The sequence below is a fragment of the Amycolatopsis sp. TRM77291 genome (assembly GCF_054166285.1).
The window spans coordinates 7,185,885-7,210,642 of the sequence record NZ_JBSZHF010000001.1 but is presented as its reverse complement, the minus strand read 5'-3'; the positions used below and the strand labels follow the sequence as shown (position 1 = coordinate 7,210,642).

General features: G+C 67.9%; 24 protein-coding genes. 13 read left to right on the top strand and 11 right to left on the bottom strand.

The annotated features are described in order from the left end of the window. The first annotated feature begins 155 nt into the window (after nt 1-155). From murJ to ACXIZN_RS33620, 7 genes are all read left to right on the top strand, one after another. Nucleotides 156-1,892 (top strand): murein biosynthesis integral membrane protein MurJ, encoded by a 1,737-nt coding sequence (gene murJ / locus ACXIZN_RS33650; protein ID WP_257489844.1) that lies wholly within the window; start codon nt 156-158, stop codon nt 1,890-1,892. Nucleotides 1,893-2,012: 120 nt separating this feature from the next. Further along, nucleotides 2,013-3,569, top strand: a complete 1,557-nt coding sequence (locus tag ACXIZN_RS33645; RefSeq protein ID WP_457960666.1) for a protein kinase family protein — start codon at nt 2,013-2,015, stop codon at nt 3,567-3,569. Nucleotides 3,570-3,600: 31 nt separating this feature from the next. Next, entirely contained in the window at nt 3,601-4,260 is a 660-nt protein-coding gene (gene sigM / locus ACXIZN_RS33640; protein ID WP_126734747.1) for an RNA polymerase sigma factor SigM, read from the top strand. Then, on the top strand, nt 4,257-5,045 hold the full coding sequence (locus tag ACXIZN_RS33635; RefSeq protein ID WP_457958996.1) for a hypothetical protein: 789 nt from the start codon (nt 4,257-4,259) through the stop codon (nt 5,043-5,045). The genes sigM and ACXIZN_RS33635 overlap by 4 nt, the downstream gene beginning before the upstream one ends. 215 nt (nt 5,046-5,260) lie before the next feature. Then, entirely contained in the window at nt 5,261-6,256 is a 996-nt protein-coding gene (gene trxB / locus ACXIZN_RS33630) for a thioredoxin-disulfide reductase (RefSeq protein ID WP_192747296.1), read from the top strand. A gap of 41 nt (nt 6,257-6,297) precedes the next feature. Then, nucleotides 6,298-6,621 carry a thioredoxin gene (gene trxA / locus ACXIZN_RS33625; RefSeq protein ID WP_101611569.1) on the top strand — a complete coding sequence of 108 codons (324 nt, stop codon included), beginning with the start codon at nt 6,298-6,300 and terminating at the stop codon, nt 6,619-6,621. A 250-nt stretch (nt 6,622-6,871) separates the two neighbouring features. Beyond that, entirely contained in the window at nt 6,872-8,020 is a 1,149-nt protein-coding gene (locus tag ACXIZN_RS33620; protein ID WP_007032252.1) for an N-acetylmuramoyl-L-alanine amidase, read from the top strand. A gap of 295 nt (nt 8,021-8,315) precedes the next feature. Here ACXIZN_RS33620 and ACXIZN_RS33615 read toward each other — a convergent pair whose 3' ends face one another. After that, nucleotides 8,316-8,960: a GNAT family N-acetyltransferase gene (locus ACXIZN_RS33615; RefSeq protein ID WP_125679353.1), complete on the bottom strand. Its 645-nt coding sequence runs from the start codon at nt 8,958-8,960 to the stop codon at nt 8,316-8,318. Nucleotides 8,961-9,155: 195 nt separating this feature from the next. Here ACXIZN_RS33615 and ACXIZN_RS33610 point away from each other — a divergent pair, with 195 nt between their 5' ends. Together ACXIZN_RS33610 and ACXIZN_RS33605 are read left to right on the top strand one after the other, a co-directional pair. Further along, nucleotides 9,156-10,475, top strand: a complete 1,320-nt coding sequence (locus ACXIZN_RS33610) for an aminotransferase-like domain-containing protein (RefSeq protein ID WP_126734751.1) — start codon at nt 9,156-9,158, stop codon at nt 10,473-10,475. 37 nt (nt 10,476-10,512) lie between these two features. Further along, nucleotides 10,513-11,463, top strand: a complete 951-nt coding sequence (locus tag ACXIZN_RS33605) for a D-alanine--D-alanine ligase family protein (protein ID WP_457958995.1) — start codon at nt 10,513-10,515, stop codon at nt 11,461-11,463. A gap of 7 nt (nt 11,464-11,470) precedes the next feature. On the opposite strand, the gene ACXIZN_RS33600 is transcribed toward ACXIZN_RS33605, so the two are convergent. The 10 genes from ACXIZN_RS33600 to rpmH form a co-directional block, all read right to left on the bottom strand. Next, nucleotides 11,471-11,701, bottom strand: a complete 231-nt coding sequence (locus tag ACXIZN_RS33600) for a hypothetical protein (RefSeq protein ID WP_457958994.1) — start codon at nt 11,699-11,701, stop codon at nt 11,471-11,473. 55 nt (nt 11,702-11,756) lie between these two features. Continuing rightward, nucleotides 11,757-12,428: an HAD family hydrolase gene (locus ACXIZN_RS33595; RefSeq protein ID WP_457958993.1), complete on the bottom strand. Its 672-nt coding sequence runs from the start codon at nt 12,426-12,428 to the stop codon at nt 11,757-11,759. A gap of 85 nt (nt 12,429-12,513) precedes the next feature. Continuing rightward, nucleotides 12,514-13,530, bottom strand: coding sequence for a ParB/RepB/Spo0J family partition protein (locus tag ACXIZN_RS33590; protein ID WP_457958992.1), 1,017 nt, complete (start codon nt 13,528-13,530; stop codon nt 12,514-12,516). Continuing rightward, nucleotides 13,527-14,456, bottom strand: coding sequence for a ParA family protein (locus ACXIZN_RS33585; RefSeq protein ID WP_457958991.1), 930 nt, complete (start codon nt 14,454-14,456; stop codon nt 13,527-13,529). The genes ACXIZN_RS33590 and ACXIZN_RS33585 overlap by 4 nt, the downstream gene beginning before the upstream one ends. Nucleotides 14,457-14,520: 64 nt before the next feature. Beyond that, nucleotides 14,521-15,198, bottom strand: a complete 678-nt coding sequence (gene rsmG / locus ACXIZN_RS33580) for a 16S rRNA (guanine(527)-N(7))-methyltransferase RsmG (RefSeq protein ID WP_457958990.1) — start codon at nt 15,196-15,198, stop codon at nt 14,521-14,523. A gap of 474 nt (nt 15,199-15,672) precedes the next feature. Beyond that, nucleotides 15,673-16,230, bottom strand: a complete 558-nt coding sequence (locus tag ACXIZN_RS33575) for a Jag family protein (protein ID WP_126734757.1) — start codon at nt 16,228-16,230, stop codon at nt 15,673-15,675. A 30-nt stretch (nt 16,231-16,260) separates the two neighbouring features. Continuing rightward, on the bottom strand, nt 16,261-17,364 hold the full coding sequence (gene yidC / locus ACXIZN_RS33570) for a membrane protein insertase YidC (RefSeq protein WP_457958989.1): 1,104 nt from the start codon (nt 17,362-17,364) through the stop codon (nt 16,261-16,263). A gap of 4 nt (nt 17,365-17,368) precedes the next feature. After that, nucleotides 17,369-17,674, bottom strand: coding sequence for a membrane protein insertion efficiency factor YidD (gene yidD / locus ACXIZN_RS33565; RefSeq protein WP_016338357.1), 306 nt, complete (start codon nt 17,672-17,674; stop codon nt 17,369-17,371). Nucleotides 17,675-17,678: 4 nt separating this feature from the next. Next, entirely contained in the window at nt 17,679-18,071 is a 393-nt protein-coding gene (gene rnpA, locus ACXIZN_RS33560; RefSeq protein ID WP_126734759.1) for a ribonuclease P protein component, read from the bottom strand. A gap of 23 nt (nt 18,072-18,094) precedes the next feature. Continuing rightward, entirely contained in the window at nt 18,095-18,238 is a 144-nt protein-coding gene (rpmH, locus tag ACXIZN_RS33555; protein WP_005154511.1) for a 50S ribosomal protein L34, read from the bottom strand. 603 nt (nt 18,239-18,841) lie between these two features. Here rpmH and dnaA point away from each other — a divergent pair. The 4 genes from dnaA to recF all read left to right on the top strand — a co-directional run bounded on the left by dnaA (nt 18,842) and on the right by recF (nt 24,756). Next, nucleotides 18,842-20,476 (top strand): chromosomal replication initiator protein DnaA, encoded by a 1,635-nt coding sequence (gene dnaA / locus ACXIZN_RS33550; RefSeq protein WP_126734760.1) that lies wholly within the window; start codon nt 18,842-18,844, stop codon nt 20,474-20,476. A 1,054-nt stretch (nt 20,477-21,530) separates the two neighbouring features. Beyond that, nucleotides 21,531-22,664 (top strand): DNA polymerase III subunit beta, encoded by a 1,134-nt coding sequence (gene dnaN, locus ACXIZN_RS33545; RefSeq protein WP_020632653.1) that lies wholly within the window; start codon nt 21,531-21,533, stop codon nt 22,662-22,664. Between the two features lie 37 nt (nt 22,665-22,701). Continuing rightward, nucleotides 22,702-23,592, top strand: coding sequence for a phosphogluconate dehydrogenase (NAD(+)-dependent, decarboxylating) (gene gnd / locus ACXIZN_RS33540; protein WP_034321914.1), 891 nt, complete (start codon nt 22,702-22,704; stop codon nt 23,590-23,592). Between the two features lie 9 nt (nt 23,593-23,601). Next, nucleotides 23,602-24,756 (top strand): DNA replication/repair protein RecF, encoded by a 1,155-nt coding sequence (recF, locus tag ACXIZN_RS33535; protein WP_457958988.1) that lies wholly within the window; start codon nt 23,602-23,604, stop codon nt 24,754-24,756. The last annotated feature ends 2 nt before the right edge of the window (nt 24,757-24,758 follow it).

Sequence of the window (24,758 nt, the reverse complement as noted above, 5' to 3'; positions counted from 1 at the left end):
CGGCACCTCCGGCCCAGCCGCCTCAGGCGCTTCACCAGACACCGCCGCCGCCGCATCGCGGGCGCCGTCAGCCGCCACCGGTCCGCCCGTGGCAGGTCGACCGGCGCGACGAACCCGACGCGACGCGGTTCATCCCGCGCACCCCCGGTGTCCCGATGGGATCGCGGTGGCCGGTCGCCGACCCCGACGTCCTCCGCCCGTACGACCAGCTCGCCACGCAGGTCATGCCGGCGATCAAGGACGCGCCGCTGGTCAAACCGCGGCCGGGGGACACCGGCGAGCAGGATGTCGCCGCTCCGGCGAAGGCGCCGTCGATCGCGAAGTCCAGCGGCCGGATGGCGATCGCCTCGCTGATCAGCCGCATCACCGGTTTCGCGTGGAAGCTGCTGCTGGTCGCGGCCATCGGCGCCCAGGTGGAGAACGACTCGTTCAACGTCGCCAACACGATGCCGAACATCATCTTCGAACTGCTGATGGGCGGTGTGCTGTCGAGCCTCGTGGTCCCGCTGCTCGTGCGGTCGCAGGACGACAAGGACGGCGGCGAGGCGTACACGCAGCGGCTCGTCACGGTGGCGGGCACGCTGCTCGTGGTCGGGACGACGATCGCCGTCTTCGCGGCGCCGTTGATCACCAAGCTCTACGTCGACGACAAGGGCCAGGCGAATCCCGAGCTGGTCACCGCGTTCGCGTACCTGCTGCTGCCGCAGATCTTCTTCTACGGCGTGTTCGCGCTGCTCTCCGCGGTGCTGAACGCGAAGAACATCTTCGGCCCGACGGCGTGGGCACCGGTGATCAACAACCTCGTCGTCATCTTCACGATCCTCGTGGTGTGGATCATGCCGGGGAACATCTCCACCGATCCGGTGTCGATCACCGACCCGAAGCTGCTGACGCTCGGCATCGGCGTGACCTCGGGCATCGTGGCGCAGTCGGTGCTGCTGATCCCGCCGCTGCTGCGGTCCGGGTTCAAGTTCAAATGGCGCTGGGGCATCGACAAGCGCATGAAGGAGTTCGGCGGGCTGGCGCTGTGGACCGTCGGTTACGTCGCGGTCAGCCAGGTCGGTTACACGATCACGACCCGGGTGCTGACCAGCGGTTCGCAGGGTGGTGTGACCGCGTACAGCAACGCGTGGCTGCTGTTCCAGCTGCCGTACGGCGTCATCGGGGTGTCGCTGCTGACCGCGATCATGCCAAGGATGAGCCGCGCGGCCGCGGACGGCGACCACAAGAAGCTGATCGGCGACCTGTCCTATGCGTCCCGGATCTCGACGGTGATGCTCGTACCGATTTCCGCCGTGATGACCGTGGTGGGCGGTTCGGTCGGTATCGCCCTGTTCACCTTGGGCAAGGGCACCGTCGAGGACGCGTCGCGGATGGGTGAGGCGCTGGCCATCTCCGCCTTCGCACTGCTGCCGTACGCGCTGGTCATGCTGCAGATGCGGGTGTTCTACGCGATGAAGGACGCGCGGACGCCGGTGCTGATCATGATCGTGATGACCGTGGTGAAGGTGCCGCTGCTGTACCTGTGCCCCGCGCTGCTCTCACCGGACAACATCGTGCTCGGCGTGATGATGGTCAACGGCCTCACGTTCGTCGTCGGCGCGATCCTCGGTCAGGTCTGGCTGTGGGTGACCCTCGGAAATCTCCGCAGCAAGCGGGTTCTCGGGGTGATCCTCTTCACGGTCGTCGCGAGTGTGCTCGGGGTCGGCGCGGCATGGCTCGCCGGGCAGATCGTTCCCGACTCGTTCGGGCCTACTTTCCATGCCTGGGTGAAACTTCTGCTGCAGACGGCGGTCGGGATCGTGGTCTCGTTCGGCGTGCTCATGGCCTTGAAGGTCGAGGAATTGAAGCCCGCCACGGCGAGGATCACCCGGTTGATCAAGCGCGGATAACGATTCACGTACGGATGGCGCGCGTTCACGGGTCGTATTCTGGGTACCCTCGGGGCGGGAGCTACGCGGGAGAGTGCGGTGGATACGAGACGGAGCGAACAGGCAGGGGAGGCCAGCCAGATGGGCATCCGGGCCCAAGGCGGGTCGCTGGCCCCTGGCCGGGTCGTCGGTGACGGCCGGTATCGCCTGCTCGCACAGTTCGGGGTGGACGAGCGGGCCGCCGCGCATCTTTGGCGTGCCCGCGACGGGCAGCTGAAGCGGGACGTGGCGCTGACGCTGCTGGTCGGCGACCCCGCGGACGCGGAAGCCGCCCGGCTGGCGCGCCGGACGCTGGAGCGTGCCGCGCACGCCTCGAAGTTCGGCCACGGCGGGGTCGCGCGCGTCCTCGACGTGCTCAGTCTCGGCAGCGGCGTCACCTCGAGCGAAGGTCTGCTCGGTGTCGTCGTCGCGGAATGGACCAAGGGCAGCGACCTGGTCGACCTGGTGGCGCAGCGTCCGGTGGCGCCCGCCGCGGCGGCCAGGATGGTGCAGGCGCTGGCGGAAGCCGTCGACCACGCCCATCAGAACGGTCTGGTCCTCGGCCTCGATCATCCGCAGCGTCTCCGGCTCACCCCGGACGGCGCGCTGAAGCTCGCCTTCCCGGGCCCCTTGCCCGAAGCGACCCTTCGCGACGACGTCAAGGCACTCGGCGCCGTCCTGTACCTGCTGCTCACCGGCCGCTGGGCCCTCCCCGGCGGCCCGGCCGCGATCCCGGCGGCGCCGCACGCGCCGACCGGCCGCGTCATCCCGCCGCGTTCGCTGGTCCCGACGGTGCCGGTCGAGCTGTCCTCCCTCGCCGTCCGCACCATCGAGGACGGCGGTCACGGCGGTATCCGCACCAGCGCGGCCATCCTGCGCGTGCTGGACCAGGTCGCCGAAGCCGAAGAGCGCACCCAGCTGATCAAGGCCGTCGGCGAGGAAGAGGCCGTCGCCGAATCGGACGGCACGGTCTGGACGACGAAGAAGCCGGTCAAGGACGTCGCGCGGCGCAAGAAGCTGGCGTTCGGCGTGACCGTGCTGGTCGTCGCGACCGTGGTCATCCTCGCCTGGGGCGGGATGATGCTGATCAACCTGTTCCAGGGCGAGTCGAAGTCCAGCGGCCCGAAGATCAACGTCGCCGCGTCGTCCTCGCAGGTCGCGCCGCCCTCCGGCGAGCAGCCGCCGCCCGCCCAGCAGAAGCCGTCCCCCGCCGTGGGTGCCGCGGTGAAGCCGTCGGCCGTGGCCGTCTTCAACCCGGGCAGCAAGGGCGACAGCCCCGGCAAGGCCAGGAACGCCACCGACGGCGACACGGTCACCTCGTGGAAGACCGACCAGTACGACAAGCAGTTCCCGGTGCTCAAGGACGGCGTCGGGCTGGTCGTGACCTTCAAGGACCCGATCAATCTCACTCAGGTCAAGCTCGACGCGGCGAGCCCAGGCTCGAAGGTCGAAATCCGCTCCGCCGACAAGAAGAACCCGAAGCTCGACGAGACGAAGGTCGTCGGTGCCGGGGAACTCGCGGCAGGTGAGTCGACCATCGCGTTGCAGCAGCCGCAGCAGGGTCAGTACTTCATCATCTGGATCACTCAGCTGGGTGAAGACGAGGGCGGCAAGTTCGTCACCGAACTCAAAGAGCTGACCTTCCTGCCTGCGGGGTGACGACGGACACCGGGTCAGTAGGCTCTCCCGGGTGACAGCTGCAGCTCCCACGGACGCGGATCTCATAGCGGCGCATGCCGCCGGAGACCCGCACGCGTTCAGTGAACTGGTCCAGCGACATCGAGACCGCATGTGGGCGGTAGCCCTGCGCACCTTGCGGGATCCGGAAGAAGCCGCGGACGCCCTGCAGGACGCCTTCATCTCCGCGTTCCGAGCAGCGGGCAACTTCAGAGCGGAATCGCAGGTCACGACGTGGTTGCACCGTATCGTCGTGAACGCGTGCCTCGACCGCATCCGGCGGGGCAAGGCAAGACCGACCGTTCCGCTGCCCGAGACCGGGCAGTTCAACGAGCCCGCCTCGCCACGTGACTCGATGTCGGAACGCGAGACGAGCCTGGTCGTCAAGGAAGCCCTCGACCAGCTCCCCGAAGATCAGCGTGCCCCGATCGTGTTGGTCGACGTAGAGGGATACTCCGTCGCCGAGACGGCGAAGATGCTCGGTATCGCCGAGGGCACGGTCAAGAGCCGGTGTGCCCGAGGTCGCGGAAAGCTCGCGAAGGTTCTCGGACATCTACGGAACCCCGATGCGATTGCGAACGTCCCAACTCACGAAAGCAAACGAGAGCGCGCTACCCCGCAACGGGGTGCCAGGCGTCCTCAGGGCACGCCGGGTGACGGGGAGGGACGATGACAGACGAGAGCAGGGGGATCGGTGGGACCGTCGGTCCGCCGTGGTCTGTCGATGTGCTCGCCGACCTGCACGCAGGTGTGCTGGACGAGCGGGAAGCGGCCGAGCTGTGGCCGCTGGTGAACGCCGACCCCGAAGCACTGGCGATCATCGAAGCACTCGAAGCGACCACGGCCGACCTCGCGGAACTCGCGAACGAGCCGGTCGCGCCGATGCCGGCGGAGTACGCGGCACGGATCGACGCCGCGCTGGCCGCCGAAATGCGGATGACGCCTGCGTTTCAAGGCGCATCTGAACGGCCGCAGGAGCAGGTCGCCCCGGTGGTGGACCTCGCGGCCGCACGGCGGCGGCGGAACAAACGGATCGGCTGGGGCGCCGGGATAGCGACCGTGGCGGCGGCGGCCATCGCCGCCGTGGCGATCGTCGTCCCGACCACGCGGGAGCCGGATTCGGGCGGTATCGCGCAGCCCGCGCCGTCGGCTCCTTCCGGGCCTTCGGTCGGCGGAGACGGCGGTGGCGCCGAAGCCCTCGTCGGCAAGGCGATCGGCGTCCGCGACTTCGGCTCGCTGAAGACCGAAGAGCGTCTCGACGCGTGCGTCGCCGCGGCCGGAATGGACGCCGACGTGCGACCGGAAGGCATCCGGCCGGTGAACGTCGCGGGCAAGGACGGCGTGATGGTGATCTACACCACAGGCAAACTCGCCCAGTTCCGCATCGTCGCCTTCGGTGCCGACTGCGGCCCGGGCAACCCGGCGGTCCTCTTCGACAAAATCATCGGACAGAAGTAGTCGGCCGAAACCTCACTGGCCCCTCGCTCCCCACCAGCCCCATTTCGGGGGGAGCGAGGGACCTTTGCTACCGCGCTAGCTTTCCTAGCGGTGCTAGAGGTCGGATCTCCGCCGGGGCGCAGCGCGGGAGAAAGTAGCGCCGGTCACCACGGGAACACCGGCCCTTACGATCGTGTTGAGCCTGGTGAACAGGTCACTACGAGCGGAGGTCACGGGTGGCTGCCGAGGAGATCAGGAACCTGATCATTGTGGGATCGGGTCCTGCGGGTTACACCGCCGCTGTCTACGCGGCACGAGCGCAGCTCGAACCGCTGGTGTTCGAGGGCACTCAGTTCGGCGGTGCGCTGATGACGACGACGGAGGTCGAGAACTTCCCCGGCTTCCGCGAAGGCATCCAGGGTCCCGACCTCATGGAGGAGATGCGCGAGCAGGCCAAGCGGTTCGGCGCCGACCTGCGCCAGGAGGACGTCGAGTCCGTCGAGCTGACCGGTGACGTCAAGTACGTCGTCGCGAACGGCAAGCGCTACGCGGCCCGCGCCGTCGTGCTCTCAATGGGCGCCGCGGCCCGCTATCTGAACGTGCCCGGCGAGCAGGAGCTGCTCGGCCGCGGTGTTTCGGCCTGTGCCACCTGCGACGGTTTCTTCTTCCGCGACCACGACATCGTGGTCGCCGGCGGCGGCGACTCGGCGATGGAGGAGGCGACCTTCCTGACGAAGTTCGCCAAGTCCGTCACGATCGTCCACCGCCGCGAGGAGTTCCGCGCCTCCAAGATCATGCTGGAGCGCGCCCGCGAGAACGAGAAGATCAAGTGGGCGCTCAACAAGCAGATCACCGAAGTCGAGGGTGAGGGCAAGGTCGAGGGCCTGAAGCTCAAGGACACGGTCACCGGCGAGGAGTCCAAGCTGGACGTGACCGGGTTCTTCGTCGCGATCGGTCACGACCCGCGCAGCGAGCTGGTGCGCGGCCAGGTGGACCTCGACGAGGACGGTTACGTGCTCACCAAGGGCCGCACCTCGTACACGAACCTTCCCGGCGTTTTCGCCGCGGGCGACCTGGTCGACCGCACGTACCGGCAGGCGATCACCGCCGCGGGTTCGGGCTGCGCCGCGGCGATCGACGCGGAACGATGGCTGGCGGAGCACGCCGGTGTCGAGGCCGCCCAGGAGACCCCTGAGCTGGTCGGTGGCGGCTACGGCGCCACCACCAACTGACTTTCCCATCACCGGAGTTTCACCACCCAGAAGGAGACACCATGGCCAACACCGTGACGGTGACCGACAAGACGTTCGTCGACGACGTGCTGACGAGCGAGAAGCCCGTCCTGGTCGACTTCTGGGCGACCTGGTGCGGTCCGTGCAAGATGGTCGCCCCGGTGCTCGAGGAGATCGCGGCGGAGAACGGCGAAAAGCTGACCGTCGCGAAGCTCGACATCGACGCCAACCCGAACACTGCGCGTGACTACCAGGTGATGTCGATCCCGACGCTGATCCTGTTCCAGGGCGGCAAGCCCGTGAAGCAGATCGTCGGCGCCAAGCCGAAGGCCGCGCTGCTGTCGGACCTCGCCGACGTCCTCTGATCTCGCGTTTCACCTGCCGAAACCCGGGGCCTGCCCAGGCTCCGGGTTTCGTCGTCACGGGGAATGGGTAGATCTCTCCGTTACGGGAACGCCTGGACGAGTTCCACGAACGGGCACTTGACGCACCGACCGGGCCTCCGCGCTCACCGAGAGTTCACAGGGCACAATAGAGCACCGGGGTTCGCCCCGCAGGATTTTCATAGTCGTGCATCGAGCTCGATCGGTGCCCAAAGGGAAGAGCGAGGAGTGCATGCGGGTACTCCGCCGCGGTGACGCCGGACCGGACGTCGCCGAGATCAGGTCCACGCTGGCGGCGATGGAGCTGCTCCCGCCGGTGACCGAATCCGGGGAGTACGAAGTCTTCGACACGGCGATGGAACATGCCGTGCGGGCGTTCCAGCAGCGCCGTGGGCTCATCACCGACGGTCTGGTGGGTCCGGCCACCTATCAGGCGCTTCGCGGCGCCGGCTTCCATCTCGGCAGCCGGCCGCTGACCTACATGTTCTCCGCGCCCATGCAGGGTGACGATGTTTTCGCGCTCCAGGAGCGGCTGACCGAGCTCGGCTTCGACGCCGGCCGCCCGGACGGGCACTTCGGCCCCCAGACCGAGCGCGCGCTCAAGACCTTCCAGCGCGACATGCGCCTGGTCGCCGACGGTATGTGCGGCCCGGCCACCATCCGCGAGCTGCACCGGCTCTCTTCGCCGCGCGCCCGCGGCGGCCGCCCCGTCTTCCTGCGCGAGCAGGAGCAGGTGCGGCAGGCGGGCCCCCGGCTGCGCGGCAAGCGCATCGTGATCGACCCGGGCCACGGCGGCGAGGACCTCGGGGTCGTCGCCGGTGGCCTGCGTGAGGCGGACATCGCCTGGGATCTGGCGCGGCGGCTCGAAGGCCGGATGCAGGCCACGGGTATGGAGGCGCTGATCTCGCGCGGCCCGAATCAGAGCCCGAGCGAGGGCGACCGGGCGAAGTTCGCGAACGAAGCGGGCGCCGACCTGTTCCTCTCGCTGCACAACGACAAGAACCCCTCGCCCAAGGCGCAGGGCGTCGCGAGCTTCCACTTCGGCACCGGCAACGGCACCACGTCGACCGTCGGTGAGCTGCTGGCGGGTTTCATCCAGCGCGAGCTGGCCGCCCGCACCGGCATGCTCGACTGCCGCACGCACTACAAGACCTGGGAGATCTTCACCCGCACCCGCTGCCCGGCGGTGCGGATCGAGATCGGCTACCTGACCAACCCGGAAGACAGCCGCAAACTGGCGGACCCGGCTTTCCGCGACGTCGTCGCCGAAGGCATCCTGGTCGCCGTGAAGCGCCTGTACCTCCTTGGCGAAGGGGACCAGCCGACCGGCACGTTCACCTTCGCGGACGTCCTGGCCCACGAGCTCGCCAAAGCGGAGTAGCCAGTCCTCCACAGCCGTACGCGGGCGCACATCCCACTGCCGACACCCTCGGCACAACCGGTTGTGTGCCCCCTCGCCCGGGCACGCCACCCCTAGCTCCACCCGGCGCGCAGCCCCCACCCTTCCCGGGGGGCGTCCCCAGGTCCAGCCTACCCATCCACAGATTTTCCACCGCTCCTATCAGCGATCTGTGGATAACTCGGCGGGTTACCCACAGCTGTCCCCAGGCCGGGGGATGGGTGCTGCGCGCGCTCTGGAACTCTGCTAGAGGGCGGGCGGTGAAGGGTGAAGAAGGTCAGGCGCGACCCATGCTCGGCTCGGCCGTCGTGATGGAGACCTGGCCGAGCAGCCGCTCGAGGGCCGCCTCCACGTCTTCCTTCCACGAGATCGCCGATCGCAGTTCCAGCCGCAGCCGCGGCCACCGCGGATGCGGCCGCACGGTCTTGAACCCGACGCTCTGCAGGAACGCGGCGGGCAGGACGCAACTGTGCCCACCGTCCGGATCGGTCTCATCGGGCTTGGCGTCACCGAAGGCTTCGATCGCGCGGACCCCGCGTTTGGTGAGGTCCTTCGCGACGGCCTGCACCAGCATCCGGCCGAGGCCGCCGCCCTGGAATTCGGGAAGCACCTGGAAGGCGGTCAGCAAGACCGCGTCGGGACCAGGGGGCGAAGTCGGGAAGGCCAGCGAGCGCGGCACGGCGTTCGGCGGCGCGTAGAGCACGAAACCGACGGGCAGGGTGTCGCTGTAGACGATCCGGCCGCAGGAACCCCACTCCAGCAGCACGCTGGAGACCCAGGCTTCCTTCTCGACCTCTGTCGCGCCGTACTCCTCGGCCTGCGCCTTCATATGCGGCGCCAGCTCCCAGTACACGCAGCGGCGGCAGCTCTTGGGCAGGTGCTCGAGGTTGTCCAGGGTTACGCCCACGACGCGACGCGACACAGACAAACCTCCCTGAATGAAGATCACCCGACGCGGCCTTGTCCCGAGCAGGGCTCACCGAAGGGGTCCGGTCCGAGGATAGGCCGATGTGATGAACACCGAAAGGCCAGGGCCCCTCAAGGGAGGGTGGTTACACTCGATGGAACTACCAGTCGGTAGCGACTATGTCCACTTCGAAGCCGGGTGAAGCGCCTGATGACCGAGAACCGCCCTGTCCGGCCGGAACCCGGCCGACACAACCTCGACCCTCATCTCGACCGCTACGCCGCGCGTACGGCCGGGATGACTGCTTCCGAGATCAGGGCCTTGTTCGCGGTGGCCAGTCGGCCCGAGGTGGTGTCGCTCGCCGGCGGGATGCCGAACCTCGCCGCGCTCCCGTTGGACACGCTGTCCGCGCAGGTCGGCGAGCTCATCACGAAAGAGGGCCTGGTCGCGCTCCAGTACGGTTCCGCGCACGGCGTCCCGGCGCTGCGCGAGCAGATCTGCGAAATCATGGCGCTCGAAGGCATCAAGGCCCACCCGGACGACGTCGTCGTGACGGTCGGCTCCCAGATGGGGCTCGACATGGTCACCCGGCTGTTCTGCGATCCGGGTGACGTCATCATCGCCGAGGGCCCGTCGTACGTCGGCGCGCTCGGCTCCTTCGCCGCGTACCAGGCGGACGTCGTCCACGTCGCGATGGACGACCACGGCCTGGTCCCCGAAGGGCTTCGTGCCGCGCTCGCGGAGACGCGGAAAGCGGGCCGCCGGGTCAAGTTCCTCTACACGATCCCGAACTTCCACAATCCCGGCGGCGTCACGCTGGCCGTCGAGCGGCGCGCGGAGATCGTGGAGATCTGCCGCGAGAACGACATCCTCATCGTCGAGGACAATCCCTACGGGCTGCTCGGTTTCAGCGGGCAGACGTATCCCGCGCTCCGCTCGATCGACCCCGACAACGTCGTTTACCTGGGCTCCTTCTCGAAGACCTTCGCTTCCGGCCTGCGGGTCGGCTGGGTTCTCGCGCCGCACGCCGTCCGGGAGAAACTCGTGCTCGCGGCCGAGTCCGCGACGCTTTGTCCGCCGACGCTTAACCAGTTGATCGTGTCGCGATACCTCGCGACCCATGACTGGATGGGTCAGATCAAGACCTTCCGCGAAAACTACCGGGAGCGCCGGGACGCGATCCTGTCCGCACTCGATCAGCACATGCCCGCCGGCTGCAGCTGGACCAAACCCGATGGCGGTTTCTACGTCTGGATGACCGTCCCCGAAGGCGTGGACACGAAGGCGATGCTGCCAAGGGCCGTCACGGCCCGCGTCGCATACGCCTCCGGAACCGGTTTCTACGCCGACGGTTTCGGCAGCAGACAGCTTCGGCTTTCCTACTGTTACCCGACGCCCGAGCGGATCCGCGAAGGCGTCCGGCGGCTCGCCGCGGTACTCGAGTCCGAAATGGACTTGGCGCGTACCTTCGGTAACGTGAGCCCACGCTCGATCTCGGGGCCGCAGAACCCCTCTCCGGACACGGTCTGATCGGCCGGACGTCCCCAAGCACAAAAAGGAGTCCTCGGTGGTCGACCGCACCGTTGCCGTACTCGCAGGCGGACTTTCCCACGAACGCGATGTCTCACTCCGCTCCGGGCGCCGGCTGTCGGTCGCATTGCGGGCGGAAGGTCTCATCGTCGAGGAGTGGGACACCGACGCTGGCCTGCTCGAACGCCTTCGCACCCAGCGGCCGGACGCGGCCATCGTCGCCCTTCACGGTGGTGAAGGGGAGAACGGCGCGGTGCAGACGGTGCTGGAGATGCTCGACGTGCCTTACGTCGGCACCAGTTCGCAGGGCTGCCGCCGCGCGTGGGACAAGCCGACGGCCAAGGCGCTCGTCGCCGACGCGGGTTTCACCACCCCGGACTGGGTCGTACTGCCGCACAGCACCTTCCGCGAACTCGGCGCGCAGGCCGTGCTCGACTCGATGGTCGACACGCTGGGCCTGCCCATGATCCTCAAGCCGGACCAGGGCGGTTCGGCGCTCGGCGCCCAGGTCGTCAAGGAAGCCGCCGAAATGCCCGGAGCGATGGTCGGCTGCTTCGCTTACGGCGACACCGTTCTCGCGGAGAAGTTCGTTTCCGGCGTCGAGGTGGCCGTGACGGTCATCGAAGGCGAAGAAGGCCCCGAAGCCCTGCCCGCGGTCGAGATCGTGCCGGAGAGCGGCGTGTACGACTACACCGCCCGCTACACCGCCGGGCTGACCGACTTCTTCACCCCCGCGCGGATCCCCGACGACGCCGCCAAGGCGGTCAGCGAGCTGGCCGTCGCCGTACACCGGCAACTCGGGCTTCGCGACATCTCCCGCACCGACGCCGTGGTCGGCGAAGACGGCACGGTCTACTTCCTCGCGGTGAACCTGTCGCCGGGCCTGACCGAGACGTCGATCGTCCCGGTGGCGATCGAGGCGTCCGGGGCCACTCTCGGATCGGTCTTCGCCGGCCTCGTGGGGCGGGCGATTTCCCGCAAGAGCTGAGTCTGTTTCAGTTCTGGACGACGACTACCTGGTATTCGTCTTCGTAGACGATCCGTCCCGGATCCGCCGATCGGACGGTCACGCACGGGATCTCGTGCATCTCGAGAATCGCCAGGTAGCCGTCGACCCGCTCGATGAAGACACGAGCGGTGTCTGGAACATGCCGCGGCCCGGGGATCGACCGGCGGAAGGTCTCCTCCTCGGCGGTCAGGCGCCCGGCTCGGGCGAGCCCGTTCACGAGACCGAAGACGCCAGTGAAGTCGGCCTCTGGAAGCGGACGTAGGGGAGACCGGTCACCGCCGTGGCCATCCGCCGATCCAGGCGAGCAGTTCTTCATCGCGCAGGGAGCCGATCACGATATCGGCGGGGAAGTCCTGCTGCTTCAACGTGGGCACCCCGATGACGGTCACCCCAGCCGCTCGCGCGGACCGGAGACCGGTCATCGAGTCCTCGAACGCCAACGCGTCGGCGGGATCGACGTCAAGCAGAGCGCAAGCGGTCAGGTACATCTCCGGATCGGGCTTCGGCGCGGCCACCTCATCGGCGGCCAGTTTCACGGGAAACATTTCCGCCAGACCGCCGCGGACGAGCGCGGCATCCAGCAGTGTCCGGGGTGAGTTGCTCGCGACGGCGACCGGGACGGCGGCGGCAGTCAGTTCGACCAACTCACGCGCGCCCGGCATCGCCTCCGCTTTCGCGGTGACGACTTCGGTCACCAACCTCAGCAACTCGGCCGCGATCCCCGCGCCGCCCTCGGGTTCGCCGAACGCCTCCGCCATCGCGCCGGCGGCGGCCGGGAGCGACTTGCCGATCACCAACGCCTTCTCGTCCGGCCCGAAGGGCAGACCTCGCCGAGCGAACAGCTCGGTCTCGGCCACCGACCAACACGGCTCGGTGTCCATGAGCAATCCGTCGCAGTCGAAGATCACCGCGCGCGGATTTCGACCGTCGAAGAGCGCATTCATACTTGCCCCCAGTCCAAGTACTCAGTGTCACTTCTCTGTCGACACCCAGCAATCGTCACCGTGACAAAACGACCCGGGGTCATCCCTAATCGGATTCGCGTGTCTGATTTGCCTGATTTTGATCCATCAGCGCGACGATGCGTTCAAGATCGTCAACCGACCCGAATTCGAGCGTGATCCGCCCCTTGCGGCGACCCAAGTCGACCTTCACGCGAGTGTCGAACCGGTCCGAAAGCCGGTTCGCCAGTTCCTGGAGACCGGGAGCCTGGATCGGTTTGCGGGGAGCGGGCTTCGGCTTGGCCGGCTTCTCGCTCTTCTTGAGCGTGACGGCTTCCTCGGTCGCGCGAACCGACATGCCTTCCGCGACGATCCGGGCGGCCAGCTCTTCCTGACTGTCGGCGTCCTCAAGGGAGAGCAGCGCCCGCGCGTGGCCCGCCGAAAGCACCCCGGCCGCGACCCGGCGCTGGACCGCGAGGGGGAGTTTGAGCAAGCGGATCGTGTTCGTGATGACCGGCCGGCTGCGCCCGATCCGGCCCGCCAGCTCCTCGTGCGTCACCGCGAATTCGTCGAGCAGCTGCTGATACGCGGCGGCCTCTTCGAGCGGGTTGAGCTGAACGCGGTGGATGTTCTCGAGCAGCGCGTCACGCAGCATCGCCTCGTCGGCGGTCTGGCGAACGATCGCCGGGATCGCCTCCAGCTCCGCCAGCTGGGAGGCACGCAGGCGCCGCTCGCCCATGACGAGCTCGTACTCGTCGGTGCCGAGCTCCCGGACCACGATGGGCTGCATGAGCCCGAACTCGCGGATCGAGTGCTCCAGCTCGTTGAGCGCGTCCTCGTCGAAGACCTGCCGCGGCTGCTTCGGGTTCGGCTTGATCTGGCTGACCGGCACCTCGCGGTAGACCGCGCCGGCGACCGTTCCGCCGTGCGATCCGGCCGCGCCGTTGGCCGCGAACCAGCCCTTGTCGTCCGGGCCCGCAGGCTTACTCGCGGGCGCGGACGGGACGGGCGAGCCGTTCTCGACGGGTGCCGCCGAGCCCGGCGGCGGGCCCGTGGGGATCAGGGCGGCGAGCCCGCGCCCGAGCCCCCCTCTGCGCTCGCTCATGCCGTACCGCTCCTTTCCTTCATCTCCACCCCGCGTTGCGCGATCTCCTTGGCCGCGTCCACGTAGCTCATCGCACCCCGGGAACCCGGGTCGTACGCGAGGACCGTCTGCCCGTATCCGGGGGCCTCGGAGACCTTCACGCTGCGCGGGATCACCGTCTTGAGAACAGTGTCCCCGAAGTGGTTCCTGACCTCGTTCGTCACCTGATCGGCCAGCTTCGTCCGGCCGTCGTACATGGTGAGCAGGATCGTGGAGACGCTCAGCTCACGGTTCAGGTGCGCCTGGACGAGCTCAATGTTGCTCAGCAGCTGCCCCAGACCTTCGAGCGCGTAGTACTCGCACTGGATCGGGATCAGCACCTCCTGCGCGGCGACCATCGCGTTGACGGTCAGCAGGCCGAGCGACGGCGGGCAGTCGATGAAGACGTAGTCGACGCCGATCTCGTCGAGGATCTCGGACGACAGCGCCTCCTTGAGCCGCATCTCGCGGGACGCCATGGAGACGAGTTCGATCTCGGCACCGGCGAGGTCGATGGTGGCGGGCACGCAGTAGAGGTTGGGCGACTGCTCACTCTGGGCCGCGGCCTCGGCGAGCGACACCTCGCCGATCAGCACCTCGTAGATCGACGGCGTGCCGGAGCGGTGGTCGATGTCGAGCGCGGTGCTCGCGTTGCCCTGGGGGTCGAGGTCGATCACGAGCGTCTTGAGCCCGTGGACGGCCAGGGCGGCGGCGAGGTTCACCGTGCTCGTCGTCTTGCCGACGCCGCCCTTCTGGTTGGCGACCGTCAGCACTCGCCGGCGGTTCGGCCGGGGGAGCGCACCCTCCTTGGGGTGCAGCACGCTGGCGGCGCGGACGGCTTCTTCGGCGATGGGCGTCCAGCCGAGTTCCTGGTCGGCGCTCGCAGGGTCGGACGGCGGGGGAGTCACCGGTCTCGAGCCTCCTCTGTATTAGACGTGGGAGTCGTTCTGCGTTGTTTCACGTGGAACCGGTCTAGCTACGCCTGCGCGATCGAGACGGTTTCGGGGGCAGACGATGGATCACGACGACCGTGCTCGGAACCTCGAGCACCTTGGTGCCGCACTCGAAGACCTCCGCTTCGCCACCGCCGGCCTTCCTGACGGCGACGCGATCGCGTTCGATTTCCTCTCCAGCGCTCGCTCCTTTGAGGGCGACCAGAGCACCTTCGGGACGCACGAGCGGGAGGCACCAGTTCGCGAGCCGGGCCAGCGGAGCGACCGCCCGGGCGGTGACGACATCCGCGCCACCGAGCTCCTCACGTATCTGCCGCTCCTCCGCGCGCCCGCGGACAACAGTGATGGGGAGTTCCAGCTTCTCGGCAACCTCGGCCAGCCAGTCGACCCGGCGAGCCATCGGTTCGAGCAGAACGATATCGAGGTCCGACCGGCTGATCGCGAGCGGTACACCCGGAAGCCCCGCACCCGAGCCGACGTCGACCACGCGGGCGCCGTCGGGGATCCGCTCACCGATCACAGCGGAGTTGAGGACGTGGCGTTCCCACAGCCGGTCGACCTCCCGGGGGCCGATGAGGCCGCGCTCGACGCCGTGCCGCTCCAGGAGTTCGACGTAGCCGACGGCTTGCTCGACGCGGTCTCCGAATACTTCCGACGCCGCACTCCGTACCGATGCGGCGACCCCGTCCAAGCCCACTCTCGCTCCTCAACCTCGACGCCGTTTCACGTGAAACGCGCTCCACTGATTGTCCATGACGCCGACCGCAATGCGGGGAGACAGACCGAAGTTGTGGACAACTCCACTCGCCTTCCGGGCGGTGACGGCGGGTACGAGCGGGTTGAACAGCCTCGCGGCCAACGATGGCGTGCTGCTGACCGATCGGCTTCTTCAGGTTGGCGACCGGTGACGCTCAAGACGGGTCGCGGCGATCGCCGCGTTTCACGTGAAACGCCATACGTGTAATTCACCCCGGAAACGACGAAGCGGCCCGCCGGATGACCGGCGGNGTGCTGCTGACCGATCGGCTTCTTCAGGTTGGCGACCGGTGACGCTCAAGACGGGTCGCGGCGATCGCCGCGTTTCACGTGAAACGCCATACGTGTAATTCACCCCGGAAACGACGAAGCGGCCCGCCGGATGACCGGCGGGCCGCTTCGTTCGAGTAAACCGTCAGGCGGGGAAGATGACGACCCGGCGCTTCGGGTCCTCTCCTTCGCTCTCGCTCTTGACCCCGTCGACGGCGGCGACCGCGTCGTGCACGACCTTCCGCTCGAACGGGCTCATCGGCTGCAGCCGGACACGCTCACCGGAGGAGAGCACCGTCTCGGCGGTCGAGCGGCCGAGCTCGCGGAGCTCCTCGCGACGGTCCGCACGCCAGCCCGCGATGTCCAGCATCAGCCGGCTACGCGAACCGGTCTCCTGCTGCACCGCCAGGCGCGTCAGCTCCTGCAGCGCCTCGAGGACGGTGCCGCGGGCGCCGACGAGCTTCTCCAGGTCTTCGCCGCCGTCGATGCTGACGATCGCGCGGCCCGCTTCGACATCGAGATCGATGTCGCCGTCGTAGTCCAAAAGGTCGAGCAACCGCTCGAGGTAGTCACCGGCGATGTCGCCCTCCTTCACGAGGACGTCGTCGTCGACACCTCCCTTGCGAGCGGTCTCTTCAGCGGCGCCCTCAACCTCGGCCGCGCTGTTCTCCTCGGCGTCGATCGTGTCGATCGTCTCCGCCATTACTGGTCTCCTCTCCGGCCCGGATCGGCGTCAGCGACGCTTCCGGCCCGATTTCTTAGTCGAGTCCGAGATGAGACCGGGCACGTCCGCACCGTTCTCCTTCGAGCCGTTCGTGGCCGGCTCGGCCGTTCCGTCTTTGGCGTCCTTCTTCTCCGCGGGGGAGGAGTCGGTCTGGGCGAAGCCGTGCGGCGAGCCCGCCTTCTTGACCTGACCGCCGGAGGACTGCTTGTTCCTCCTCTGCTGGACCGGCTTCTGACCGGGGCGCGGCGCGGTCGGCTTCTGGCCGGGCTTCGGGCCGAGGTTCGAGCGCTTCTCCTTCTCGGCCGCCTTGCGGGCCTCTTCTTCCTTGTCGATCTTCGTGTAGACGAGGCGCTGCTGCATCAGGGTCCAGCCGTTGTTGGCGAGCCAGTAGAAGAGCAGACCGATCGGGAAGAGCGCACCGAAGATGAGGACACCGAGCGGGAAGATGTACATCGTCAGCTTGTTCATCATCGCGGTCTGCGGCGTGGCCGACTCGGGGTTCTGACGCTGGACCGAGTGACGCGCGGTGAGGTGCGTGGCGATGCTGGCCACGATCATCAGCGGGATCGCGACGGGGGCGACGTGCCAGTGGAAACCGGCGGCCGTGTTGCCACCGCTGACCATGTCGACACCGGTGTAGATGGCCTCACCGAGGTTGGTGCCGAACAGCTTCGCGTTGACGTACGACTCGACGCCGGCCTGATCGAAGAAGTAGTTCTCGGTCTTCGGGCCGCCGTACGGGTTGATCGTGAACATCCGCAGGACGTGGTTCAGACCGATGAAGACCGGGATCTGAAGCAGCATCGGCAGGCAGCTGCCGAGCGGGTTGACGCCGTGCTCCTTCTGAAGCTTCTGCATCTCCATCGCCTGGCGCTGGCGATCGTTCGCGTACTTCTTCTGGATCTTCTTCATTTCCGGCGCGAAGTCCTGCATCTTCTTCATCGACCGGACCTGGTTCACGAACGGCTTGAACATGATGCCGCGGACCGTGAACGTGAGGAAGATGATCGCGAGGACCCAGGAGAACGCGTTCGCCTCGCCGAACACGAACCCGAAGACCTTGTGCCAACACCACAAGATGAAGGACACAGGGTAGTAGATGAAGTCGAGCACTGAGCTACTCCTCGATCGGTGTTTCAGGTCGGCGGTGGCGCCACGAGAACGTCTCGGGTACCGGGTCGCGCCCGGGCATGGTCCACGGGCCACAGCGCAGCAGGCGCCGGACCGCGAGATAAGTGCCGCGGCCGGCGCCGTGCCGGGTCAGTGCCTCGACGGCGTACGCGCTACAGCTCGGGTAGAACCGGCACGCCGGAGGAAGGAAGGGGGAGATCGCCTTGCGGTACAGCTTGATGGGCAGGAGCAGCACCCATGCCACCGGTCCGGGCCTGGCGTCTTCGGTGGTCTCGTTCTCGGTGGCTCGCATGCCGTTACACCGCTGATCCGTTGTCGGGTGGTCGCGTCTGGCGGGACTTCCCGGACAGCCCGAGGCGCCGCAACGACGCGTCGAGGTCCGAACCGAGTTCCGCGCTGGACGCGTCCGCGGCCGGAGGTAGTGCCCGTATCACCAACGAGCTGCCCGGCGGCAGTGTTCCGAGCCTGGCGGAAACAAGATGCCTCAACCGGCGGGTGACGCGGTGGCGGACCACCGAGTTCCCCACGGCCTTGCTCACCACAAAACCCGCCCGCGCCGCTTCGGCGGCATCGGGCGGGTCCGTGGTCAACGCATGGACGACGAGGCGGCGCCTGCCTGCCTTGGCCCCACGCCGCATCACGGCACGGAAATCCTCACTGCGCCGCAACCTCGCGGCGGCCGGCAGCACGACGTCCCTCGACGGCGGCCGGATCAGGCGGACAGCGCGCCGCGGCCCTTGCGACGGCGAGCCGCCAGGATGGCCCGGCCGGCGCGGGTCCGCATCCGCAGCCGGAATCCGTGGACCCGGGCGCGTCGGCGGTTGTTCGGCTGGAAGGTGCGCTTACCCTTGCTCACGACTAACTTCTCCTGTTTCTCGGCCGCCGGGAGCGGTTCGACCCGCTCCTGGCGTGTCGTGCTGACGCACGGCAGTCTCTGGTGTCTCCTACCAACGTGTGGCCTCGTCACGTCGAGCGACGACAACGTGGGCACGCGAAACGCCCCCGCTGTATACGGGAGACCTTACGAGGGTACGCACCCACCGCCCGAGCCCGGCAGGCACCCCCTCGACCACGCACCGCGACGGTACGTGGAGAGTGATCACCGACGACGCGAGGGCATCGAATGGCAACACGCCGTACACCGTGAAACGCTTGCGCGCGAGGACGCCTTGTGGCAACGAGCGGGGCTTGTTAGCGTGCCCCTCCCGGGTTTTCGCCGAGGTGGAACGGTGCAGGCGCCCGGGTGTCCTTGGGGATGTGGAGGCGTCCCGTCGGCATACGTCGAGCCCGCAGGTGGCGTCACCGCGGGCCGCCGTACATTAGTGCACAGCTGTGGACAACTATGTGGATATTTGCTGTGCGCATGAGTCGATCGGGCCAGGATGACGCTCGACCCGGCGTTTCGGGCCGCTGAGTGATCTCGCCGCAGCGCACCGATGAGGGGAGGGGAGTCAGGCAGGTGTCCGATCACCAGCACAATCTTGGCGTCATCTGGGAACAGGTCGTGCGCGAGCTGTCGGATGGCACCCTCTCCCCGCAGCAGCGCGCCTGGATGCGGGTGACCCGGCCGATCGGCCTGCTCGACGGCACCGCGTTGCTCGCCGCCCCCAGCGACTTCGCCAAGGAAGCGATCGAGCGCGCCCTCCGCGGCGCCATCACCGAAGCCCTTTCGCGCCGGCTCGGCCGCGCGGTCTCGCTCGCGGTGAAGGTCGACAGCACCGAGCCCTCGATGCCTCCGCCGCCGCCCTCGCCCGGCCCCCGCTACGAACCGACGTCACCCAGCCGGGTGGAAAACGGTTCCGGTCCGGTGCCGGGTACTCCTCCGCTGCCCGACGGCGACGGCATGCTGTCCCCGACCAGGCCCCGGCCCGAGCCTCCGAAGCCGAGGCCGCCGAGGCAGCAGCCGGTGGACAACAGCCTCAACGATGGCGATGACAGCGATGAAGAAGTCGACGAAGAGGGCGAGGCCCTCGCCGCCGTGACCGAGATCTGGCCGACCTTCTCCGGCCAGCCGATCGCGGGCCAGCCGTACACCGCGCCGGCGCAGCCGCAGACGTCGAAGACGAAGCTGAACGAGAAGTACACGTTCGACACGTTCGTCATCGGCGCGTCGAACCGCTTCGCGCACGCGGCCGCGGTCGCCGTCGCCGAAGCACCGGCGCGCGCGTACAACCCGTTGTTCATCTGGGGAGAGTCCGGACTCGGGAAGACCCACCTGCTGCACGCCGTCGGGCACTACGCCCAGCGGCTGTTCCCCGGCATGCGCGTGCGGTACGTGTCGACCGAAGAGTTCACCAACGACTTCATCAACTCGCTGCGCGACGACCGCAAGGTCGCGTTCCAGCGCCGCTACCGCGACATCGACATCCTGCTCGTCGACGACATCCAGTTCCTGGAAGGCAAAGAAGGTACGCAGGAAGAGTTCTTCCACACCTTCAACACCCTCCACAACGCGAACAAGCAGATCGTCGTCTCCTCCGACCGCCCGCCGAAGCGCCTCGAAACGCTGGAAGACCGGCTGCGCACGCGGTTCGAGTGGGGCCTCATCACCGACATCCAGCCGCCGGAACTCGAAACCCGGATCGCGATCCTTCGCAAGAAGGCCGCACAGGACCGGCTCGCGGTTCCCGGCGAGGTCCTGGAGTTCATCGCTTCGCGCGTCGAGGCGAACATCCGGGAACTCGAAGGCGCGCTCATCCGCGTCACCGCCTTCGCGTCGCTGAACCAGCAGCCCGTCGACGTGGCACTCGCCGAGATCGTCCTCCGCGACCTCATCCCGGATTCGCACGCCCCGGAGATCACCGCGCCGACCATCATGGGCGTCACGTCCGAGTTCTTCGACGTGACCCTCGACGACCTCTGCGGCCCCGGCAAGACGAAGGCGCTCGCGACCGCGCGCCAGATCGCGATGTACCTGTGCCGCGAATTGACCGACATGTCGCTGCCGAAGATCGGCCAGACCTTCGGCGGCCGCGACCACACGACCGTCATGCACGCGGACAAGAAGATCCGCAAGGAGATGGCCGAACGGCGCCGCATCTACGACCAGGTGCAGGAACTGACATCGAGGATCAAGCAGCGCGCTAGGCAGTAGTTATCTGTCGAGCGCTGACGAAAAGCGCGCCGAAGGGGCGTCGTTCCGCTTCCACCTCAAGGTGAGCGGGAAGGCGCCCCTTCATCGCGTTTTCGTGGGCCTTCGGCCCAAGGGAGGGCGCTCGACGGTGAAGTCTCCCGTCGCGCTGGCGCGCTTCGGGGAGACCGTTGGGTCGCTTGAGTATCAATCCCTTGGCCGACAAGGGTTTCGGGGCTCTCGCCGGTAGGTGGGAGCCCTTCTTCGTGTCCACATAGGCCCGAAGCACGCGTAGGCGGAGAAGCGGCGAAGGGGGCGAAGGCGCCTACGCTGCCTTCGCGATTTTCCTTGTGCACAAAGGGAATCCACAGGGTGTGGGCAGACTGTGCACAAGTTCGGTGGGGTTAGGAGCTGCGGCGACCGGGTTTCCGTCCACATCGCACTCACAGGGAATCCACAGCATTTCCACACCAAGATCCACACCCTGTCCCCAGGTTGCCCACATCTTGTGCACAAGGGTGACGCAGGCTGCACGGATCACTCTCCCGAGCGATTCCGGTCACGAACGCCGCCCACAACCCTGGGGACGAACCGGCGCACAACTGGGGATAACCGTGGGGACAACTGTGGATGACTGTGGACAGATCGAGCGCCGCCCGAATCCATCCACGGACGGCCCGAGCTGTCCACCGTCCGTACACACCCCGAGTCCACAGCCCCAGAGGCGCCCGGACCTGCGCGAACGAGCGTTGTCCACACAATCCACAACGCCTATTACTACTGCTGTCTTTTCTTCTTCTCTAGAAGAGAACAAAACAAAAACAGGCGAAGGACGAATCTGGGGACAGCCGGAGAGCCGTGTCGTCTTGTCGACAAAAGCAAGGGGAGGCCGAGGTGACGCGGACCCCGGGGACGGCCTAACGTGGGTCCCTGCACCTGGTCTGCGTGTCGACGTGCGTCCGCGTCCTCGCTCGGGCCGAACAACACCTGCGAGGCACCTGGCCATCGCGCTCTCCGGCCGAGGTGACCCGTTGAGCTTTCGAGCCGTCAGGGGCTCGGCTGTCGAAAGGAAGCGCGCATGAAGATCCGCGTCGAGCGTGACGGGCTGGCCGACGCCGTCGCGTGGGTGGCGAGAAGCCTCCCGTCGCGGCCTCCGGTCCCGGTGCTGGGCGGTGTCCTGCTCGATGCGGGATCCGACGGGACGAGTGACGCCCTCACCGTCTCCGGATTCGACTACGAGGTCTCCGCCACGGTCGGCGTCCCGGCCACCATCGCCGACGGCGGCCGTCTCCTGGTCTCCGGCCGCCTGCTGGCCGACATCACCAAGTCGCTGCCCGCGCAGCCGGTCGAGATCTCCGTCGACGGCGCCCGCGCCACCATCACCTGCGGCTCCGCGCGCTTCTCCCTGCCGACCATGCCGGTCGAGGATTACCCGCAGCTCCCGTCCCAGCCCGCCTTCGCCGGTGAACTCACCGGTGACGCGTTCGGCCAGGCCGTCACCCAGGTCGTCGTCGCCGCGGGCAAGGATGACACCCTCCCGATGCTGACCGGGATGCGGCTGGAGATCTCCGGGTCCTCGCTGACCCTGGTCGCCACCGACCGCTTCCGTCTCGCGATGCGCGAGTTCACCTGGGAGCCGGCCGAGGGCCTGTCCGACGCCGCGGTGCTCGTCCCGGCGCGCACGCTCGCCGAGGCCGCGAAGACGCTCGGTGCCAGCGGAGCCAAGATCCGGCTCGCGCTCGCCAGCGGCGAAGGCCTTCTCGGTCTCTCCGGTTCCGGCCGCTACACCACGACCCGCCTCCTTGACGCGGAGTTCCCGCCGTACCGGCAGCTGCTGCCCGCGCAGCACACGTCGCGCGCGGTCATCGAGGTCTCCGCGCTCGCCGAGTCCATCAAGCGTGTTTCGCTGGTCGCCGAGCGTGGCACCCAGGTGCGGCTGGAGTTCAACGACGGTTCGCTGCGCCTGTCCGCCGGCGGCGACGACGAGGGTTCGGCCGAAGAAGAGCTTCAGGTCGACTACGAGGGTGAGCCGGTGACCATCGCGTTCAACCCGGGTTACCTCGTCGACGGGCTCGGCGCGCTGAACGCGAACCGGGCGGAACTGACGTTCACCACCCCGAACCGGCCGGCGCTGATCAAGCCCGCCGACGAGGAGGGCAACGTCGTCCCCGGCTACCTGTACCTCCTGATGCCGGTTCGCCTCCCGGGCTGACCGGCCGCCATTTCTGTTCGCACCAAAGGGGATCTTCATGGCTCAGCTTGGACTCATCGGCCTCGGCAAGATGGGGTTCAACATGCGTGAGCGGCTGCGCGCGGCCGGTCACGAGGTGGTCGGTTACGACCGCAACCCCGACGTCACCGACTCCACCTCACTCGAGGACATGGTGTCCAAACTGGACGGTCCGCGGATCGTCTGGATCATGGTGCCCGCCGGCGAACCCACCCGGCAGACCGTCGCGGAGCTCGGCAACCTGCTGTCCGAGGGCGACCTCGTGATCGACGGCGGCAACTCGAAGTACACCGACGACCGGATCAACGCGGACCTGCTCGCGACGAAGAAGATCGGCTACCTCGACTGCGGGGTTTCCGGTGGCGTGTGGGGCAAGGACAACGGCTACGGCCTGATGGTCGGCGGCGCGGCTTCGGACGTCGAGAAGGCCATGCCGATCTTCGACGCGCTTCGCCCCGAAGGCCCGCGTGACGAAGGCTTCTCGCACGCCGGCGCCGTCGGCTCCGGTCACTACGCGAAGATGATCCACAACGGCATCGAGTACGGCATGATGCAGGCCTTCGCCGAAGGTTTCGAGCTGCTCGAAGCCGCGAAGGTCGTCGAGAACGTGCCCGCGGTGATCAAGGGCTGGCAGCGGGGGACCGTCGTCCGCTCGTGGCTGCTCGACCTGCTCGTGCGCGCGCTCGACGAGGACCCGGAGCTGGACGACCTCGAGGGCTACGTCGAGGATTCCGGCGAAGGCCGGTGGACCCTCGAAGAGGCGATCAACAACGCGGTCCCGGCGCCGGTCATCTCGGCCGCGCTGTTCGCGCGGTTCGCCTCGCGCCAGGAGGACTCCGCGGCCATGCGGGCCGTCGCCGCGCTGCGCAACCAGTTCGGCGGGCACTCGGTCAAGAAGGCCGGCGACTAGGCAGGACGGTTGTACCTCAGACACCTCCAGGTCACCGACTTCCGGTCCTGGCCACAAGCCGATCTCGCGCTCGAACCCGGCCCGACCGTCCTCGTCGGACAGAACGGCCGCGGCAAGACGAACCTCCTGGAGGCGATCGGCTACATCGCGACCCTCGGCTCGCACCGCGTCGCGACCGACGCGCCGTTGGTGCGGCACGGGTGCGAACGCGCGCTGATCAGGGTCGCGGTGGTCAACGAGGACCGCGAGCTGACGGTCGAGCTGGAGATCACGCCCGGCAAGGCGAACCGTGCGCGGGTCAACCGCGGCGCGGTCGGCAAGCCCCGCGACGTGCTCGGGATCCTGCGCACGGTGCTGTTCTCCCCGGAGGACCTGGCGCTGGTGCGCGGGGATCCCGGGGAGCGCCGCCGTTTCATGGACGAGCTCCTCGTGCTGCGCGCTCCCCGGTACGCCGGGGTCCGCGCCGACTACGAGAAGGTGCTGAAGCAGCGGAACGCCCTGCTCAAGACGGCGGGCAAGCGGCGTACGGGACGCGAAGACCCGTACGCGTTGTCGACGCTCGACGTCTGGGACGACCATCTGTCGGTGGCGGGCGCCGCGCTGCTGGCCGCCCGGCTCAACCTGATCGCGGACCTCGCGCCGTACGCGGCCGCCGCGTACATGGGGGTCGCGCCCGACTCCCGCCCGGCGAAGATCGCGTACAAGTCGAGCCTCGGCGAAGCGATGCCGGAGGGCTATGGGGATCCGGACGGCCCTCGCGCCGACCAGGCGGTGCTCAAGGATGTGCTGGTCGAGGCGCTGAAACGGGCGCGGAACCTGGAGCTGGAGCGCGGGGTGAGCATGGTCGGCCCGCACCGGGACGAGCTGGATCTCATCCTCGGCGAAGCGCCGGCCAAGGGCTACGCGAGCCATGGGGAGTCCTGGTCGTTCGCCCTCGCGTTGCGTCTGGGAAGCTACGAGCTCCTGCGTGGCGAAGCCGGGGAACCGGTACTTCTGCTGGATGATGTGTTCGCCGAGCTGGACCGGCGTCGCCGGGCCCGGCTGGCGGAGGTGGCGGCAGGCGCCGAGCAGGTGCTGGTGACCGCCGCCGTGGACGAGGACGTGCCCGCCGAACTGGCCGGACACCGGTTCCTCGTGGCTGATGGTGAGATCAACCGAGGGTGATC

Excerpts from the sequence above, each read along its gene's own strand:
- ACXIZN_RS33645 (WP_457960666.1), top strand. The coding sequence starts at position 2,013 with ATGGGCATCCGGGCCCAAGGCGGGTCGCTGGCCCCTGGCCGGGTCGTC.
- ACXIZN_RS33590 (WP_457958992.1), bottom strand. The coding sequence starts at position 13,530 with ATGAGCGAGCGCAGAGGGGGGCTCGGGCGCGGGCTCGCCGCCCTGATC.
- ACXIZN_RS33595 (WP_457958993.1), bottom strand. The coding sequence starts at position 12,428 with ATGAATGCGCTCTTCGACGGTCGAAATCCGCGCGCGGTGATCTTCGAC.
- murJ (WP_257489844.1), top strand. The coding sequence starts at position 156 with ATGGGATCGCGGTGGCCGGTCGCCGACCCCGACGTCCTCCGCCCGTAC.
- yidD (WP_016338357.1), bottom strand. The coding sequence starts at position 17,674 with ATGCGAGCCACCGAGAACGAGACCACCGAAGACGCCAGGCCCGGACCG.
- ACXIZN_RS33575 (WP_126734757.1), bottom strand. The coding sequence starts at position 16,230 with ATGGCGGAGACGATCGACACGATCGACGCCGAGGAGAACAGCGCGGCC.
- trxA (WP_101611569.1), top strand. The coding sequence starts at position 6,298 with ATGGCCAACACCGTGACGGTGACCGACAAGACGTTCGTCGACGACGTG.
- dnaN (WP_020632653.1), top strand. The coding sequence starts at position 21,531 with ATGAAGATCCGCGTCGAGCGTGACGGGCTGGCCGACGCCGTCGCGTGG.
- ACXIZN_RS33635 (WP_457958996.1), top strand. The coding sequence starts at position 4,257 with ATGACAGACGAGAGCAGGGGGATCGGTGGGACCGTCGGTCCGCCGTGG.
- ACXIZN_RS33620 (WP_007032252.1), top strand. The coding sequence starts at position 6,872 with ATGCGGGTACTCCGCCGCGGTGACGCCGGACCGGACGTCGCCGAGATC.
- ACXIZN_RS33610 (WP_126734751.1), top strand. The coding sequence starts at position 9,156 with ATGACCGAGAACCGCCCTGTCCGGCCGGAACCCGGCCGACACAACCTC.
- gnd (WP_034321914.1), top strand. The coding sequence starts at position 22,702 with ATGGCTCAGCTTGGACTCATCGGCCTCGGCAAGATGGGGTTCAACATG.